Source organism: Spiroplasma endosymbiont of Megachile willughbiella (assembly GCF_964273395.1).
GTDB lineage: Bacteria > Bacillota_I > Bacilli_A > Mycoplasmatales > Mycoplasmataceae > Spiroplasma_A > Spiroplasma_A apis.
Genome location: NZ_OZ187005.1, coordinates 411,699 through 430,562 on the forward strand (window position 1 = coordinate 411,699; position 18,864 = coordinate 430,562).

Here is an 18,864-nt window from a genome sequence, read left to right on the forward strand (position 1 = left end):
AAACTTGTACTTTTGTACAAGTTTTTAATTTATTTTTAAAATCGATTCTAGTTCCCAAGCTTCCATATAATTCATTTGTTTAATTTTAACTGCATATTTGGTTACTTTTTTTGTTCTTGGATCTGTATATATAATATTGTAATTGATCTTTGCATCATTATTATTTTCAAATCCATCATGTTCTATTCCATCGATTATGAAGTTGTTTTCACTTAAATATGATTTAAAATTGTCGTTAATATAATTTCGTTTATTCTCTTGCATTAATTTTAATGAATCAATAGCATCGTTTACGATTTTTTTCACATTTTCATCTGCAAAAATCTTTTCTGCTCCACCCAAAATAGAGTCACTTTCAAATGTATTACTATCTTGTCTATAACCTAAAAGGTACATTGCAGCCTTAGTTCCTTTTAAAACAACACCATTAGGACTTGTATAGATTAGTCCTTTATATTGAGTTGTGTACATCGCTGCTTCTAAAGAAGATAGGCCAGTTTTAAAAATCTTATCATTCTCTTTTAATTCGATATTTTTTTCTGTAAGCAATTTGCAAATACTTTCAATTCCTTCTTTGATTTTATCTGTACTTTTTTGGATTGTTTCTTTATTTAGTGCATATGTAGAAAATTCTTCATACAATTTTTTAAGGTAATCGGATATAGTCATGCCATCCATTATGGTAGCGTTAAATAAATTGCTTAGATTAAAGTTTTTATTATTTATTTCTAAATTTAATAACTCTTTGAATAATGTTGAATCTTCGTCATAAAGAGCACTAAAAGGTTTAACCATTTTTTCATTATTTTGACTATAATCTAAATTTATAGAAGATGATAATGATTTTATAAGCGGGAATAAACCACTAGTATTAGTATTCTGAGTAATATTATCAACCACTTGGGTTATAAGATAACCAGGATTTAAACTTTTTAATCCTTCTGCTAGTTTTGGATCAAGTAAACTACCAACTAACCCATTTCCTAGACCAGTTATTAATATACCTAATGGCGATTGAACGCCCTGTTCTTTACCTTTTATTTTTACTAGTAAATTATAAATACTATTAAAATCCCATTTTTTACCTTTTATCTCTATATCGCTTCCACCTGAGTAAATAATTAAATTTAATAGCTTTTGCATCTGAATTCCATTTGGGTTATCAACGTTACTTGTTGCGATTGCTAAGTTTTTAATCACTTTATTAAATGAAAAACTCTCAAAAGGTTTATTTCGTAAGTTTTCTAGATAAACGCTATTACTTTCATTTGTAGCATATAAATGTTTTGAATCAGTTGGAGTGTAATCTTCAAAATCAATAGAACCAATTATTTGTAGAAACCCACCGATTATGAAAAATAAATCATCGATGTGAGAAATAATATTTAGAAATTTTACATCATTTATATTTTTAATTAACTCTAAAGCTGAATCGCTTATATTATTTAGAAAATCATTATCACCTACAATATTTTTATATTTATTTGACTCTATTTTTCCTTTACCTGTTAAATCAACAAGTATGTTGTTTATTCTTATTACTATTGAGTTTTGTATGTCTTTATTTGTTAATTTTTCTCTTTGTGGAAAATCATTGAACATTTCGTTATTTATGTAGTTTTCAAACTCTCTGAAATTTCTGAATATTTTGAATAGTCCTGTTATTACGCTTAAAATAATATTTCCGATCTCTTTATTTTCGATTGCTTTTAAAAATGGTACATTCAAAAAGTTATCCATTATTCCTTTTAATAGCCCAGATTTAGATAAAAAGGTAATTGCTTTAGCAAGTGAACCTGCATTCTTACTTATGTTAGTCAAAATATCATCAGGAATAGGGAGGTTAACATTACCATCTTTTACTATAAGATTAGCTAAAATTGGAAGGGCTCCTTCTAAAAAACCAGCTAAGCGAGTATTTATACCACCACTAGACTTAATAGCGGTTAGGAAAATTAATCCATAATCAATAACTTTATCTATGGAAGTATTAGCATTCTTACCTCCAAGTGTTAAATTTGAGTTTTCTCCCAATTTTTTTATGCTCTCTGTGTTAAATGAACTTTTGAAATAAGATTTACTTAATGACTCCATAGTTGTTTGTTTTGATTCACCAAAAGCAGTATTCATATCTTTTGCTTTACTAGGTAGAAGAATACTTTGTAAATAGTCATTGTCTAATCCAGAAGAATCATTAACTACAGCACTTCGTAGAAGTGTACTAGAAACATTAACAAGATTTGTTATTTTGTTGGCAATATATTGTTTTTCATAATTAACCAATGTACACCCTGTAACTGAAACTGTTGATGTTCCAATTGATATACATGACAATATAATAAGTAATTTTTTCATTTCAACCTCTTTTAAAACAATTTTAATATTTATATTATAATATTTTTATTTAATATAAAACTTTAATAATTTAAAAATGTATTTATAATAATCATATGTAAATACTAAAAAATATAAGGGGAATATATGTTTAAAAAAAGAAAATCTACACTAGCATTATATTTAAAACAAGGTTTCAAAGGAATATTTAAATTTAGAATACAATTTTTAATAATAATAATAATTTTAGGATTTATATCAACTTTTGTTCTAACTATTTCACTTTCTCTATCACAGAGATTAACAAATGAGTATGACAAAGTTATGAATAAAATGGATCGTTTTGATTATATTTCTAGTAAAGATGTCGGTGTTAAGGCCAATGGTAAAAAAGATGCGAAATTTGTACCAATGATGGACTTCATTAATTTTCAATCATTAACAAAAACTTTTGGTGATGGTAGTTCATATAATAGTCTTGATTCTGGAGTGAATTACAATTTCAATATAAGTAATTTTGACTTCGGTATGTATGAAAATGACGAGAATGTTAAAAGTCTAACCAATGATTATAAATCAACTTATAGAGAAACTTTTTTAACAAAAGGTTTTTCTGATAATGGAGAACTTAAAAAATATTATTTTGAAATGGTTAAATCAAAAGAATTTTTAGAGAGTTTTTTTGATTATAAATATGATGGTTTGAATGGTAATACAATATACCCACCAAATCAAGATGGTTGAACTAATCATATAGATGGTAGTTGAATGTACCGTGAATTTGATAACAAACCAGAACCAATAAAAAATTATTTTATGAATTCTTCAGAAGAACTTAAAAGATTGTTATTAAATGATCTATTTAAATATGATGGCAAAGATGGTATTGGTAGTGATAAAAAAACCGCACCATATTTGATAAACTCTCCATTTTTCCAATTAAAGCAAAAATCTTTAATCAAGTTTGAAGACTTTTCCGTAAAGGGTTACAATGAAGAAAATTTGAATCCCTATGATATTTATCTATATACTTCTTTAAAAACTGTTTTAAGTCAAATATTTTATATGACTTGTGATTATATAAAATATTATGTTAACCAGGCAATTTCAAATGATAAAGACAATACTTTAGAAAGTGTCAAAGAAAACTTCAACAATAATTATCAAAAGGCTGCTGGTTTTGAATGATTAAACAATAACAACGATACCATTGCGAATGTGCTTTTTGCATTCATATTTGGTAGAGTTTATGGAGAACAAACAAACAATAATAATAAAAAAATTGAAGAAATGGTAGTCAGTAAAAAGAACAAACCATGAATACAAACTTTAAATCTAAATGAATCAGCTGTTTTAAATTACAAGGGTTTAGTGTTACAAGAGGCAAAAGATCTTTATGAATTTGGTGCGAGAGGTTCGCTAAATCAATTTTTAGTTCAATTAGATTCAAAAGATAGAGTTGTTGGAAGTGTTGGAACAACAAATCAATCTATAATACTTAAAAATGAAAGCCCAAATGAAACTTTAAATGAGGTATTGTCATATGATACAAGTTTTAATAGTTTTACAGATAGAAATATCATCACAAGAAGTAAAGTAAGTACACCAAAACTTTATTACTTGCGTAATCAATTGATTGGGCAAGCTAGTGATTTAAATATTGAAGAAAGAGCTGAGTTTCTTTTTCAAGATAATTTAACTGAAATAAGATATCGTATGGTAGTTTTGGATCCTCTTTGAAGTGAACGATTAACAATTTACCAAGGAAGAAAACCAAGAGATAAAAATGAAGTTATTATAAATAGTCAATTTGCAAAAGCACAACACATAAAATTAGGACAAAATCTAACTATTGGTGGTGGTGAATTTATTGTAAGTGGTTTAGCATCAGATCCTCTTAGTTATTTTCCAATTAGCGATACTCTAGAAGCGATACCTAATAGTGCTAAAACAGCGATTGTTTATGGGAATGATGCAACTTTTGAAAGTGTTATTTCAAGAGATTTTCAAAAACAAATTACTAAAACTTTGTACACTTTAGTAACAAACAAATCAAACGAAAAGAATTTGGATAAAAACATGTCTAGATTCGTAGCTAGCAAATTCAATAACCCATCTGAAATAGTTAAAAGTTTATCAACTTTAAACAAATTAAGCAACGATGAGGATGTAAAATTTAATAGCTCTGAAAGCAGTGAGGAATTCACTAAATTTGCAAGTTCACCATTTGCCTATAATTGAGAACTAACTCCAAAAGTTGTCGAAATATTCAAGTTATGTTCTATAATTTTAAGCAGTGTTGTTATTATAATTGCCTTAGTTGCAACTGGTATTACAGTTAAAAAGACTATTGAAATGAATTCAAGTGAAATAGGAATTTTAAAATCATTAGGTGCAAAAGCTAGTGAAATTTCATTATCATATGTTTGATATGGGATCTTTATAATGATTTTTGTTATACCAGTAGCTTGATTAACTGCTGCATTTACCCAAGAAACCATTGCCCGACTCTTTTTAAGTTATATGGGTGGTGTATATTGACAAGTTATTTTTAATTGACAATCATTCTTGATTGCATTTCTATTGTTTGGATTGTTGGTTGGATTAGTGTCATACCTAGTAGCTTACATTTTAACTAGAAAACCAGCCCTTACAATTATGGATAAAAAAGACGTTGTCAAACGTATAAAATTTCTTGATAATCTTAAATTCAAACTTACAAAAAGAACTAAGTTCACAACAAGATTTAGTATTGAGTTAGCTGCTTCTGGATTTTCAAAAACCTTATTGACAGGCGCTATGGTGTTTCTATCAGCGTTTATAGTTTCTGGTTGTTTAACACTTCTTGGTGTCGTTGATGTTGCACTAAGCAATTATTACAAAAATGTAAAATACGCGAATAATATTCAAAATGTTGAGTCAATTGGTAATGCACCGATGTCAAAAACATCTTTATCTGCTTGGCAGGGAGTGGAAGAATATGATAAATATTTATATGATTCAAAAGGTATTTTTGGAGATGAAGTAAAATCTATTTCAGAAGCACCATCAAATTTAGGTGGAGTTTCAGATACTTCTGTATTACCACATTTAACCCTAAATGTTAAGGATGGTAAATTAGAATCTGAATGACTTTATCAAACTTTATCAAACTCCATCAATAACAACCAAAATGAAGACAATAACAGCCTAGTATCAATTATTGGTAGCATATTTGGTAATAATATCAATCAACTTTTAGGAAAAGGTATATCTCTTGGAGAAATACAAAAAACATTAGATTGAATTATTCACTCTAATGAATTCAAAAGTGATGAATTTATGGCGAGAAAAGAAAAGGTAAAAACTGCATCAGATTTATTGTCTAGTACATTTCCACCAATAATTGCTCAACTTATGAATACTAGTGCAAAAGGAGAAGGTACTTGAAAAGAGCAAATTCTAGATGTTATTGTTTCTCAAACACCTTCATACATTAAAAACTTCTTTAACAAGTCTGAAAACAGACAAAATCAATTCAAATTTGGTTGAACAATTAACAATTATATTCCAACTGTAGATAATCTATATACAAAAATTAATGCTGAGACTAATAATAATAAATTATCTATTATTGGTCTTCAATCAACACAAAATGCATACAACTTTTCTAATATTAAAAATAATATATTTTTAAGTGAGTATAAAGCAAGAAAATTGCAAGATGTCATCTATGGCAAAGAAAATCAAGATATTTATATTGATAATTTTAAAGTTTACGATAAAGATAACGGGGAATTAACAATCCCAACTATTACAAATAGTCAAGCAAAATTAATATATCCTTTCAAAGATGATTTATTAGATAAACTAACTTTCAATGCAGATCGTTTAGTATTGTCTGAAGATCAAACCAATATACCTAATGAAGCTTGAATGTATGATGATAGAGATTATCAAAAATTTTTAAATCATGACCTAAAAGAGGATGAAGGTTGACTCAGAGCTAGTGCTCTTTCAGCTAATAAGATGACTTATGCACCTATTTTCAATTACAGTAATGGTACTAATAAAGGGTTCGAAAAATATAATGGTGTTATTCCTAACTCTTTGGTTAAAGATTCTTATGGATTCTTTAATTTACAAAGTGAATATGACGAAAATGAACATGAAACTCTTAAAGCTGAAATAAGACCTTATTATCAATATGACAATATAACATTATTCATACCTAAATCAAAAGCAACTAGATTTGAAGCTATTAAAAATTTAGGAAATAAAGATACTTCTGAATGGTTTGGTTATATCAATAGAGATAATGTTCCAAAAGACACAGTTAAACAGTGGGAAAATATCGATCCCGCAACAAAAAGCAATGATTATGTTTGAATAAGACCATACTCTTTGCATTACGATGTAAGGGGTAAATATGAGAAACCAAAAGCAAACCTTACAGGTATCGAATTATCACAATTAACAGATTCTTACAAAAACTTTTTGTGACAATCATTTAAATCTCAAAATAATCCATTTGCCATCGCAAACAAAACTATGGATTGAAACAAAATATCTGGGGGTAATATAAAAAAAATTAACCTTAAATCAGTTGGAGACCTTAAAGTTTATGGTAATAACTTAATCATCGCTGATCAAAATATCGTTAACTTAGTACATGGATATTCTATTGACAAGTACTTGCCATTCAATTATCAATATGAGGATAAAAACTCACAAAATAATGGTAGTTACACAGAAAATGGAGTAAAAGTTAATACATATGACTATGTTAATCCTAATAATCTTATAAATAATGAGAGTTCAAATAATTTAATATATGGAACAAACGATAAACAAAAAAGCATAAGACCAAATCTTTGATACAATGGAGTTTATTCTAATGCAAAAGAACCTTATTTCTTAACAACTCAAGCATCTTTTTCAAGAAATCCAAAAATTGGTGAAGATACTATAAATGGTGATAGCACTTATAAACTATGGGTTGAAACGACAGATACCGAGTTCTTATCACAACAACAAGCACTTATTGACCAAATATCTAAACTGATTATTTCAATAGGTACCTTATTTATATCTATGATAATTATTATTTCTTCGTTAGCAACAACATTGATTGCTGATCTTTATGTAAACCAATACAAAAAGTTCATGATCATAATGAAATCGCTTGGATACTCTAACTGAAAAATAATTAAATACTCGTTTGGATTTGTAAGTTTATTCTCTATGATTACTTATGTAACGGGTGTTTTAACAAGTTATTTAGTGATATTCGGAGTAACAACATATATAAATAATAATTTCATTGCAATTCCATTTGGTTACACTTGGTGGGCACCGTTTGTCTCAACAATATTAGTCGTTGGTATGTTTATTTTATCAACAATTATAACAACCAGAAAGATTCGTAAGGAACCTCCAAGTTCATTAATGACGGGATAAAACAATCAATATAAAAAATATTTCAAAAACTACTTATTAAGTAGTTTTTTTCTATGAAAATTATATGGTTTTAATAAAGTTGTGATAATATAACTTTTAAGGTGATTAGTGTGAAAAAGTATAATCTAAATTTAACATTGAAATTTATACTCCTTTTGGGAAGTATTTTTAATATTTTAGTTATTTTACTTTTAAGTGATCTTCCTTATATTTTTGCGATTTATATTTTTGCAATTGGCTTCATTTGATTTATTCAAATTATGTTTTGAATATTAATTTTTAAAAGATTCAAGCTACTAAAGGTTTACAAAAACACATATATAGAATATAAAAAATCTTTGAACGAAGTCATCTTGTTGTTGTTAAACCTATTGCTATGATTTACATTATTCTTTATGAATATCAAAGACTCTTATAATAATTACAGTAAGGTCTTGATTAATAGATTACCAGTAAATATCTCTTTGATTGTCTATTTTTTAATTAGAATTAAATTATATGAATATTACAAAAACTTTGAATTGAAAGAAATTTGAACTTATGAATTTAATTTTGCAATTGAAAAGAATTTTAAAGACTATAAAAATGAAAACCATAGTCATTTTTTAAGTACATACATTCATTTTTTGTTATTGAAAGAAATTTTTATTTTGCGTTTTAATATTTTCAAAGGTAATAACATCTACAAATATTTTTTTACTAGCATAACCAAATTAAATAACATCTCTAGGGGTGACAAATTTAAACCTTCATATATTAATTAACAAGAAAAAAATATTTCGAAGGAGGTTTAATATGCTTAATAAAGCAATCGAAGTAAAAAATTTAAATAAAAAATTCAAATCAGGCTATGGTATATTTGATATTAATTTCACAGTTGAATATGGAAAAGTTTTTGGTTATTTAGGACCTAACGGTGCTGGTAAATCCACTACAATAAGAAGTTTGATGGGATTTATAAAAGCAGATAGCGGGAGCTCAAATATAACATATAAAAATAAAAATGAAGAGTTAATTAATGATATTGTTTCATATGATTCTTGAGTTGATTCAAACAAAGTACAAAGAAATCTAGGTTATGTTCCTGGAGAAATATCATTCCCAATTCATATGACAGGAATTGATTTGTTAAAACAAATATTTAGATTAAGAAACATGTCAGATTGAAATGATGTTAGAAAACTTATTGACTATTGAGAGTTTAATCCCAATATGAAAATCAAAAAAATGTCTAAGGGAATGAAACAAAAAGTAGCATTAGTTATTGCATGAATGCATAATCCAGACATAATTGTTTTGGATGAACCAACAACTGGACTTGATCCTTTAATGCAAGACAAGTTCGTTAAGTTAGTTCAAAAATCCAAAGAAGAAGGTAAAGCAATCATTTTATCATCACATATTTTCTCAGAAATAGAAAAGACATGTGATTATGTTGCAATAATAAAAAGAGGAAAAATAGTTTCTACTGTTGATGTCAAAGATATTCAATATAATGAAGAAAAAACTTATGAAATTAAATTCAAAAATGAAGTAGATGAACAAAAAATAATCTCTCATAAATGAAAAGTAAAAAGTTTTGAAAATAATATAATGTTTGTTGTCGTAGAAAATAAGGATATCAATGATTTTATCCAAACTATTTCACATAATGATATTGAGTTTATCAAAGAGCATCCTTTAGATCTTGAACAATATTTTATGAAATATTACCAAAATGAAATTGAAAAGGACGTTATAGAGAAATTAGATAATATAGAACTAAAGTCGGGTGCCAAAAAATCATTTGTTTCATTCGAACTTATAAAAGATACTTCAAGAAAGTCATTTTGGCTATGATTCTTTATGACTATAATACCAACTATAATGTCTATTGTTGTGTTTTCGGTTATGTTTAACAATCAATCGGTTTTAGATAAGGTTGCAAGCGGGGTTAGTTGAGAAATTATTATAAATGGGGCAATTACATCTTTGATTACAAGCACAACAGGAATTGCGTATTTGTTGATTTTAGTATATCTTCTTGTAACTGGTAATTCCTTAGTAGCAGGTGAAGTTGAAAAAGGGACAATGGTAAATTTACTTACAACTAACCAATCTAGAAAAAGTGTTCTATTAACAAAAATGTTAACTCACATATCATTTTTAGTTCTAAGTATATTTATTCTGTTCATAACTTCTATTAGTACAATTGGAATTTTAGGAAAAGGTTCAGAAATTAATTTTGGATTAATAGGGATGTATTTCATTGGTTTATTTCTAATAATTTTATTGATGTCTTCAATCAGTTTTCTTTCAAGTTGTTATTTTAATAAATCAGCTTACTCTTTAGCAACAGCGGGAGGAATAGCTATTATATTTTATGTATTATATTTTGTAAGTAAAATTAATGAATCAGTAGAATTTTTAAAATACTTCTCATTGAATACTCTATTTACAATTGATTACACTGAAGTTGGTCAAGTTGGAAAGTATCTTGGACAATATTTATCTATGTTTATCCTTTCAATTGGTTTATATACTACTTCTTACTTCGTGTTCACTAAAAAAGACTTACCATTATAATTGGATTAATAAATATATTGTTAAAGTTATTTGTAATTACTACAAATAACTTTTTTCTTTTTTTACAATAAATATTTATTCATTATATTTATCTTATATTAGTTATTTTTATCAAGTTTTAACTATTTGTAAGTTAATTTAATCGATGTAATGTAAAAAAATTCTAATATTTTAAAATATGCAACAAGTTTAGATATATTAATAGATTATATTTAAGACTTAAAATTTAAATAAAAATATTTTTTAAACAAAATATCAATTTACCATTTAACGCAATGTTTAAATGATTTAATTAATTATTGGTTCCTGCAATTGTTAACAATTTACATTAAACTGTCTCAATCAATGTTATGGCTAGGTAATAAATAAACATGTGTAAATTGGGAAATATAAACTCTAAACTAGTAATAGGTAAATATGATTTATCGATTATACAAGATGTCTTTATACTTGGCATAATATGTTTATAAGTTACTAAATGGGTATCTTTAGAATTTATGATAAATGTATAAATATAAAATAGATATCATTTCAATTTAGTTTATCGTCAAAATCTTATCGTCATAACCACATAAAACTTACTTTATATATTATGTTATAATTACCTTTGAATAAGGAGAAAAGTATGAGTGAAAAAATTTATCAAATAAATTCAAATCAAATCGGCGTTGTTAATTTTGATAAACCTTGATTTCTATGTCACTTTGAAATTGAGGGCGAAAAACCTGTTCAAGTATTTTTCCCAAGTCTAGAGCTAGGTGTAAAAAAAATCGCATTATTTTTTGAAGAAACTGTTATTAGTAAATGATTAAAACTAGGACCAATGGGTATTGAAAAAATAGAACGACTAAGAAAATACTTATTAACAACTTGATTCAATCCCGGAGTAGAAACTATGAGAGAAGCTATGTATGAACAATATGGTTTTCCTGAGTTTAGAGATAAAACTGGTGAACAACTGATTTATGATGGCTATAATTTCATGGCGGTTGTAATAGGTCATATTGCTTTAAGGTTTAATAAGTTACACTTTTATTTTGAGGGTTTCCATTTTTCTGGAAGAGTAGTTGACAAGTTCTTAGCTATCAACTTTTGAGACAAAGTTAAACAAGATGCATTAAATAAGAAATAAAAGAGTCCCACAATATTATTTGTGGGACTTTATCTATAAAGTTTTAATATGTCATTATTTTTTATATTCAAATATTTATTGGAATTTGGTGCTAAAACATAAATAGAGTAGGTTCCTTCTACATATCTAGTCATCTTATTCACTCTGAAATTTGAATATGTTTCTATAACTTGGTGTCTTTTGTCGCAAAAAACTAAATCGACTTCTTCTTTAAAACCAAAAGAGTTAAAACCATGAGAGTTGATTATTCTAAACCCAGCTTCCATTTTTATTCTATCTTTGAAAAATAATGCTTCCATTTTTTGTTTGTAATTTTTTATAGTCCTTATGTATACATTTTTCAAGCGATTATTATGCATAAGTTGATGTGTAGCATCTTTTCTAGAAATTTGATCATAATTTTTTTCTGGTTTCAGTAACTTTAGAAACTCTTTAGTAAATCTATAAACAGACAATTTAATCACCCGTTTTAATTATAACTTATTTTTTTTAGTTATAATTAAGAAAGAAAGAGGTATAAATATGGCAAATATAGCGGTTTTTGTTGCTACTGGTTTTGAAGAAACTGAAATGATAGCAACTGTGGATGTATTAAGAAGAGCAGAACAAATTTTTAAAGGAACTTTTCCAGTTATTGATATTATTTCAGTAAATGATAAAAAAAATATTAAAGGATCACATAACATAGAAGTTATGGCTGATAAAACAATTCAAGAGATAAACTTTGATGATTATGATTGCTTCGTTTTACCTGGTGGACAACCTGGAACTGATAATTTAATGTCTTGTGATAACTTATTGAAAGGATTAAAAGAACAAGCAAAGTTAAGGAAAGTAATGGCAGCTATTTGTGCTGCACCTCAAATTCTAGGTTTCTTAGATTTAGTGGATGGCATAGAAGTAACTCATTACCCAGGATGTGATAAGTACTTAGATAAAGCGATAAAAAAACCACATATGAGTGCTATTGCAGACGGTAATGTAATAACAGGTAGTTCAATTGGTGGCGCTTTACAATTTGGTTTGCAAATAGTCGATCATTTTACTTCTACTGAACAAATGTTACACATCCACAAAACATTAGTGTTTAATTACTAATATCCCTTATGGGGAATTTTTTTCTATTTAATTTAATGAGTAAAAAACTATTTTAAAACATTAAGCAGTGTGGAAACTTTTAAGTTATTTGATAAAATATTACAAAGTGAGTTGATTGAAAAATGAAGAAAATTTTATTCTTATTCAGTGCTTTTTATATGAGTTGCTTTACAATGACACAAACTATTGCTTGTTCAACAAAAAATAAGTATCCTAATATCGATATGTCTATTCCTAGCGACTTAGATAAAAACATAGCTGATTTACTAACTGAATTTAAAAATGAAGTTGGTTCAATAATCAAAAAAAGTTTAGATTCTGCCCAATCTAAACTTTTTGAGTATGAAAGTAACGCACAAAAAAATGACATTTTAAGAAGCGATACTTTAAATGAAATTAGTCGTAATAAGATTACAGATGAACAAAAACCACTTTTAATTAAGGACTTAAAAAATAAGATAAACTACAAAGACATGTCTAATGAGATAGAAAGTTTAAAAAATAGATCTGAGTACGATTTATTTTTAAATGGTATTAACGATATAATTAGTCCAATATCAATTGATTATGAAAGTTTTGAAATCAAAATGCCAAAGAAATTCTCAGAACTTAAGATTATAAATGTTGTATTTGATTATACAATTGAAATAAATTATTTTAATAATTGACACACAAAAGACAACTTTAAGTTTACAAATAAGTTTAATTATTCACTTACCGATAGCAAAGATTTGGTTGAATGATGAGAAAATATTGTTAATAATTTAGTAACAGAAGTTTGAAATCAAACCGATCTTACTTTCATAACACCTGAAAAACTAGGTATCACAACAGATGATAAATTCATTTCTAAAAATAGAAACCTATTTCCAAATTATATTAATAATGAAGTTTTTGCAAAAGAAGTTACCCAATATTTTGACAAGAAATTAGACTCAAAAAATAAAATCAAAAGTAGTTTTAAAAATTTTAAAAATATTTATTCTAATGTTGAATGAACAAAGGAATTAAATGCTAATAGTGCAAGTACTTATGATTATAAAGATGGAAAAACAGGTCAAAAAACCTATGATTTTATATTTCGTGATACTTCATCAAAAATAGATAAAGTTATTGGCAACTCAAATTATAGTTTTGAGGAAGGTATATATAACTATATAAATTCGGAGTCAGAAAAATGATTAATAAATTATAAAAAAGATCTTGATGTTCAAATTAATAAATTATCTCTCAACAGCAATAAAACAAATTCTATAAATAAGCTTGGATACATATATTTAAAAGGTTTACAAATTAGCTTTGATGATTATACACAAGAATTACCTACAATTAAGTTATTTTCATCGTATTCAATTAACAAAAATGAAAATATATATGTTAACAACAAAAAGATAGAAAATTCTGACTTACTAAGATCGATTTATAACAATGTTTTGAGTGGAGTGAAATCCTTTAAGAATACTTTCGGTATTAGAAAATCAAAGTTTTCTTATCCACTTAGCGCATTCACGGGGTCTAATCCTTCTCTTAATAAAAATATATGAGATATAGCCGTAAATGAAATTGGCTTTACAGATGGTAAATTATTTTGATGACTTTATGAAGAAATAAATAATGTTTTATCCCTAACACATTCTTTATTAAAAGAGCAATATAATTATTTATTAAAAAACGGTAATCAAGATAACTATAAATGAAATTTTGGAAGAAAGACCTATTTTACTTATGGTTATAGAAATACCACTGACAAAAAAGGTTTTTTTCTTGAGGCTTTTGTAGAGAATCCATCTTTAGAAGGTGTACCCGGTGGTTTAGCTGCTGGAGAAAAATCGGTAGAAATAGATTATAAGCTTGATTTTCTGAACCTGATATTTAATTCATATGATGGTTGACGTTGGCAACCAGCTGGCTCAAATGTTTTTCAACGAAATGGTACGCGTTTATTTGAAAGAGTTACCTAAAAAATTTTAAACGCTTTTTTATAATTTAAAATATGATAGCTAATAACAAAATAAATAACTTGTAAAAAAGTTATTGATGCTTGATTTAATATCATTTATTTTCGTTTATGTTAATCTAAATTCCTTAGCTCATTTTTTGCAAATAACCACGACATAAATCTAACCATTATTGTAGGTAGATTTTTTTTTTTTTTTTGTCATACTTGCCTTGTATCAAAAAAAAACATATTCATATAAGGAGAATTTTTTATGAAAAAACTTATGTCGATGTTGGGGGTTTTATCCCTGACAGGGTTAATAGGTACACAAATAGTATCTTGTAGTACAAAAAATAATACTAAAGTAGACCCTACCGAACCTGAAAAACCTGAAAAACCAGGAACAGGTGAAGAAGAGTCACTAGATAAACTAATAGAAGAATTTAAAAGTGATATAAATAAAATTGTGAATGATGAGCTAAATGCAACAAAATCAAATTTGTTTGAGCTTGAAAGTCATGCACAAAATAGTTCATTCTTAAAAAATGATGTATTAAAAACAATAAAAGGAAATAACATAACAGATCAACAAAAAGAAGCCTTAATTAAAGACTTAAAAAATAAAATTAATTATAATATAATGGACACTCAAATACAAAAACTTAAATCTAATCCCAAATATGACATATTATTGAGAGATATTGAAAAAGTTCTTCAAAGAATTGAAATACGTACCGACACCATTAATATAAAATATACAGAAGATAAATCTACAATCAAAATTTCTAATATCACCTTTGATTATTCAATAGTAACTAACTTTAAAAATAAAGATAAAATAATCGAAGAGTATGGAGTCAAAAATAGTTTTAATTACTCTCAAACAAATAATGAAAAAATAACTGGTTGATGAGAGAACTTAATGGATGAACTTTCTAATGTTATCTATGATAAATCTGATATTACACATTTAACATCTAAAAATTTACAAGTAAATGATGCTAATGATAAATTTTTTACAGATAATAAATATATTTCAAACTATATTAATAACGGTAAATCAGCAGAAACAATTCTAAAACTTATTGATAACAACAATGAATTAAGTCAGTTTGGTAAACTTTCTTTTAAAGATCAAAAAGACATTTTTTCTAGAGTAGAATGAAATTTACAATTATCCGCTAATAATACCTCACAGTTTTATAATTGAAAAGACAAAGATTTTAATGGTAAAGGTTTATACGATTTGATTTTTAGAAATAAGTCAGATTTAATAACAGAGCAAATGGGAGAAAATAATATTAAAGTTGAGAACGCTTTATATTACCATTTGAGTAGAAGTATAGATCATTACACTTCGGGATTTAAGAATAATGCCGAAAAACTTGCAAAAAAGTTGAAAATTGATAATACAACTAGTTATTTCAATTCTGCAATAAAACTTGGTTATATATTTTTCTCTGGACTTAAATTATCAATTGGAGAAAATTATACACAAGAGCTTCCGGAATTTAAATTATTTACATCATATTCAATAGATGAAACAGAAAATATTTATGTAAATAATAGAGGTTTTGTAAAGTCGTCACTTAACCAATCTATTTATTACAATGCTTTAAAAGGCATAAACGCATACAAAGAGATATTTGGTATAAAACCTACTAAATATCAATACGCTTTAGCAGCTTTTACTGGTAAAAGCGAAAAAATAAAAGAAAATTTATGAGATTTGATTTATAAACTAGCACCTTCTAAAAATGAAGGAAAAATATATATGGATAAAAAATTGTCTGATATTATGAGCCTAAACTTAAATCAGTTAAACAAATATAAAGACTACTTATTAATGTTAGGTAATCAAAGTACATTTAAATGAAAATTTGATAGAGATTATCATATTGTAATGAAAGCCGATGACAAAATTAATAGGGGAATTTATTTCTATAGATACATGGTTAATAATGATATAAAGAATGAACCTAATGGTGCAGCAGCTGGAGAATTAGGGATCAATATAAGATTAAATTTAGACTTTTTAAATTTGAAGTTTTATTCTACCGAAGGATGAAGATGGCAGCCTAAATATCCTAGTGCTTTTGAAAGATATGATACTTCAATTTTTGAACAAGCATTCTAATTTTATATATTATCTTACTAAATAAGTACATTAATAATACACTACGCATTGATTCTAAAATAGAATTTCTTCTCAATGAATCAACAATAATTGTCACTTTTGTGTCGCTAAATTTATAATATGATTATGAAAGCAAGTAACTACTATGTTAATTGCTTTTTTTTTTTTTTTTGTTATCTTCTTCATTGTATAAATAAAGGAGATAATCGTGAAAAAGCTTTTAACTATTCTTGGTTCCTTGTCTATGGCAAGTTACTTTGGTATTCAGATTATTGCTTGCAGCACAAACAATAAGGGTGAGGATGGGATCGATAAAGAACCACCAACTACTGAAGAAGAGGAATCTTTGAATAAAATCATAGAAAAGTTTAAGTATGAAGTTAGCACTATTATCAATAAACAAGTTGAAAATACTATTTCAAATTTTTTCGAACATGAATCAAATGCAATGAAAAATAGTTTTTTAAAATATGATTTGTTAACAAAAATTGAAAATAATAACTTAACAGATCAACAAAAAAAAGACCTAAAAACAGATGTAAAACATCTTGTAGATTATAAAACTATAGAAAATGAGATACAAAATCTAAAGAATGAAGCATACTATGATTCAATTCTTAAAAACGTAGAAAAAGTCTTGAAAGATATAGAATTTGACTTTCACACATTAAAAATAGATTTTCCTAAGGATAGTGAAAAACTTAAAATCATCAGCGTTCGTTGTGATTATAAATTTGTTGCTAATTATGAAACAAGAGATCATTTTATTGAAAGTTATAATGTAAAAAATACAATGAAATACTCTCAAACAAGCGACACTAAAATAGTAGGGTGATGAAAAAACTTAGTCGAAAATTTAAAAAATGAGGTATTTGAAAAAGCAGAGTTGACGCACTTGAATGCTAATCTTTTAGGAATAAAACAAGAAAAAGACGATAAGTTTTTTAATAAAAGTAGTAAATTACTACCAAACTACGTAAATACAAACACTTTTTCAAGTCAAGTTCTTAAATATATCGATAAAAATAGTTTGTTAGAGGGTCAAGGAGTAATAAAGTTTAAAGATAACTCAAATCTTTATAAAGAAGTAGAGTGAGTTGAGGAACTTGTTGCTAACAAAACCACAGACTACAATTGAAAAGATAATAAAGAAGGTCAAAATTTATATGACTACATTTTTAGAGATAAAAAATCGACTGACACAAAATCAGTATCAGGTACTCAAAAAACAATCGACGAAAGTTTATATAACTATATAAATACGAATGCACCAACATGAGTTGATTCACACAAACAAAATACTTTTGATTTCTTGAAAAAAAATAACTTAAAAACAGACACCGATGCCGTTAAATCAGCTAATAAGATTGGTTATATTAAGCTTACTGGACTTCAATTTCATATAGGTAAAAATTATATACACGACTTACCAGATTTTAAATTGTTGACCTCTTATGCAATTGATGAAAAAGAAGATATTTATCAAGATAACAAAACAATTGAAAACTCAAAATTATTTGCTTCAATTTATTTCAATTCATATAATGGAGTAAAATCTTATAAAGAAACGTTTGGTATTAGAGAAACTAAAAATGATTTAGCTTTAAGTGCGTTCACAGGAAAAAATGAAAAAATAAATAAGAATTTCTGAGATATTAGCAAAGATTTTTGAGCTAATTCTAATGGTATTATTTATTTTGATACAAAAATTTCAAAAACATTTGGCCTTGTATTGGATGAACTTAAAGCGTTTAAAGATTATTTATTATTGAATGGAAACCAAAACACCTATAAATGAGATTTCGGGTATAATGCTGTCTCATTAAAATATGATGATGGTTCTAAAAAAGGACTCTATTTCAAAAACTATGCAAATAACCCATCATTAGAAGGCGTACCTGGTGGTGGAGCGGCCGGTGAAGAAAGTATAAATATACTTTATCAACTTGATTTTGTAAACCTAAAATTTAATTCACAAGAAGGTTGGCGTTATCGACCAACAACCCCAGGTAGCATTACTAGATATAATACTTCGGTATTTGAAAAGGTAGATAATTAGTATTTTTAGGTTAAATTATATTGTATTGAATTCAATAGAATAATTTATATAAAAACAACTAACACATTGAATTTGAAAAAAAATACCCTTATAATAAAAGAGTAATTAATAGTCACTTTTATAAGCCTACATAAAGGGTAGGCGTCTCTACGTTAGACCTA

General features: G+C 26.4%; 9 protein-coding genes. 7 read left to right on the forward strand and 2 right to left on the reverse strand.

Annotated elements, in window-relative coordinates; all coding sequences use genetic code 4:
• Positions 1 to 24: 24 nt before the first annotated feature.
• Positions 25 to 2,355, reverse strand: a complete 2,331-nt coding sequence (locus ACI2WZ_RS01875; RefSeq protein WP_500245073.1) for a hypothetical protein — start codon at positions 2,353 to 2,355, stop codon at positions 25 to 27.
• 126 nt (positions 2,356 to 2,481) lie between these two features.
• Here ACI2WZ_RS01875 and ACI2WZ_RS01880 point away from each other — a divergent pair, with 126 nt between their 5' ends.
• The 3 genes from ACI2WZ_RS01880 to ACI2WZ_RS01890 all read left to right on the forward strand — a co-directional run bounded on the left by ACI2WZ_RS01880 (position 2,482) and on the right by ACI2WZ_RS01890 (position 11,470).
• On the forward strand, positions 2,482 to 7,773 hold the full coding sequence (locus tag ACI2WZ_RS01880; protein ID WP_500245074.1) for an ABC transporter permease: 5,292 nt from the start codon (positions 2,482 to 2,484) through the stop codon (positions 7,771 to 7,773).
• 795 nt (positions 7,774 to 8,568) lie between these two features.
• Entirely contained in the window at positions 8,569 to 10,338 is a 1,770-nt protein-coding gene (locus tag ACI2WZ_RS01885) for an ATP-binding cassette domain-containing protein (RefSeq protein WP_500245075.1), read from the forward strand.
• 625 nt (positions 10,339 to 10,963) lie between these two features.
• A complete protein-coding gene (locus tag ACI2WZ_RS01890; protein ID WP_023789156.1) occupies positions 10,964 to 11,470 on the forward strand; it encodes a hypothetical protein in 507 nt (168 codons plus the stop codon).
• A gap of 29 nt (positions 11,471 to 11,499) precedes the next feature.
• Here the strand turns inward: ACI2WZ_RS01890 and ACI2WZ_RS01895 are convergent, their stop codons facing one another.
• Positions 11,500 to 11,934: a hypothetical protein gene (locus ACI2WZ_RS01895; RefSeq protein ID WP_023789157.1), complete on the reverse strand. Its 435-nt coding sequence runs from the start codon at positions 11,932 to 11,934 to the stop codon at positions 11,500 to 11,502.
• Between the two features lie 58 nt (positions 11,935 to 11,992).
• Here ACI2WZ_RS01895 and ACI2WZ_RS01900 point away from each other — a divergent pair, with 58 nt between their 5' ends.
• From ACI2WZ_RS01900 to ACI2WZ_RS01915, 4 genes are all read left to right on the forward strand, one after another.
• Complete coding sequence (locus ACI2WZ_RS01900) at positions 11,993 to 12,568, forward strand: DJ-1 family glyoxalase III (RefSeq protein WP_500245076.1); 576 nt, start codon at positions 11,993 to 11,995, stop codon at positions 12,566 to 12,568.
• Between the two features lie 122 nt (positions 12,569 to 12,690).
• Positions 12,691 to 14,529, forward strand: coding sequence for a hypothetical protein (locus ACI2WZ_RS01905; RefSeq protein WP_500245077.1), 1,839 nt, complete (start codon positions 12,691 to 12,693; stop codon positions 14,527 to 14,529).
• 249 nt (positions 14,530 to 14,778) lie between these two features.
• Positions 14,779 to 16,644: a hypothetical protein gene (locus ACI2WZ_RS01910; protein ID WP_500245078.1), complete on the forward strand. Its 1,866-nt coding sequence runs from the start codon at positions 14,779 to 14,781 to the stop codon at positions 16,642 to 16,644.
• Positions 16,645 to 16,852: 208 nt separating this feature from the next.
• Positions 16,853 to 18,703: a hypothetical protein gene (locus ACI2WZ_RS01915; protein ID WP_500245079.1), complete on the forward strand. Its 1,851-nt coding sequence runs from the start codon at positions 16,853 to 16,855 to the stop codon at positions 18,701 to 18,703.
• The last annotated feature ends 161 nt before the right edge of the window (positions 18,704 to 18,864 follow it).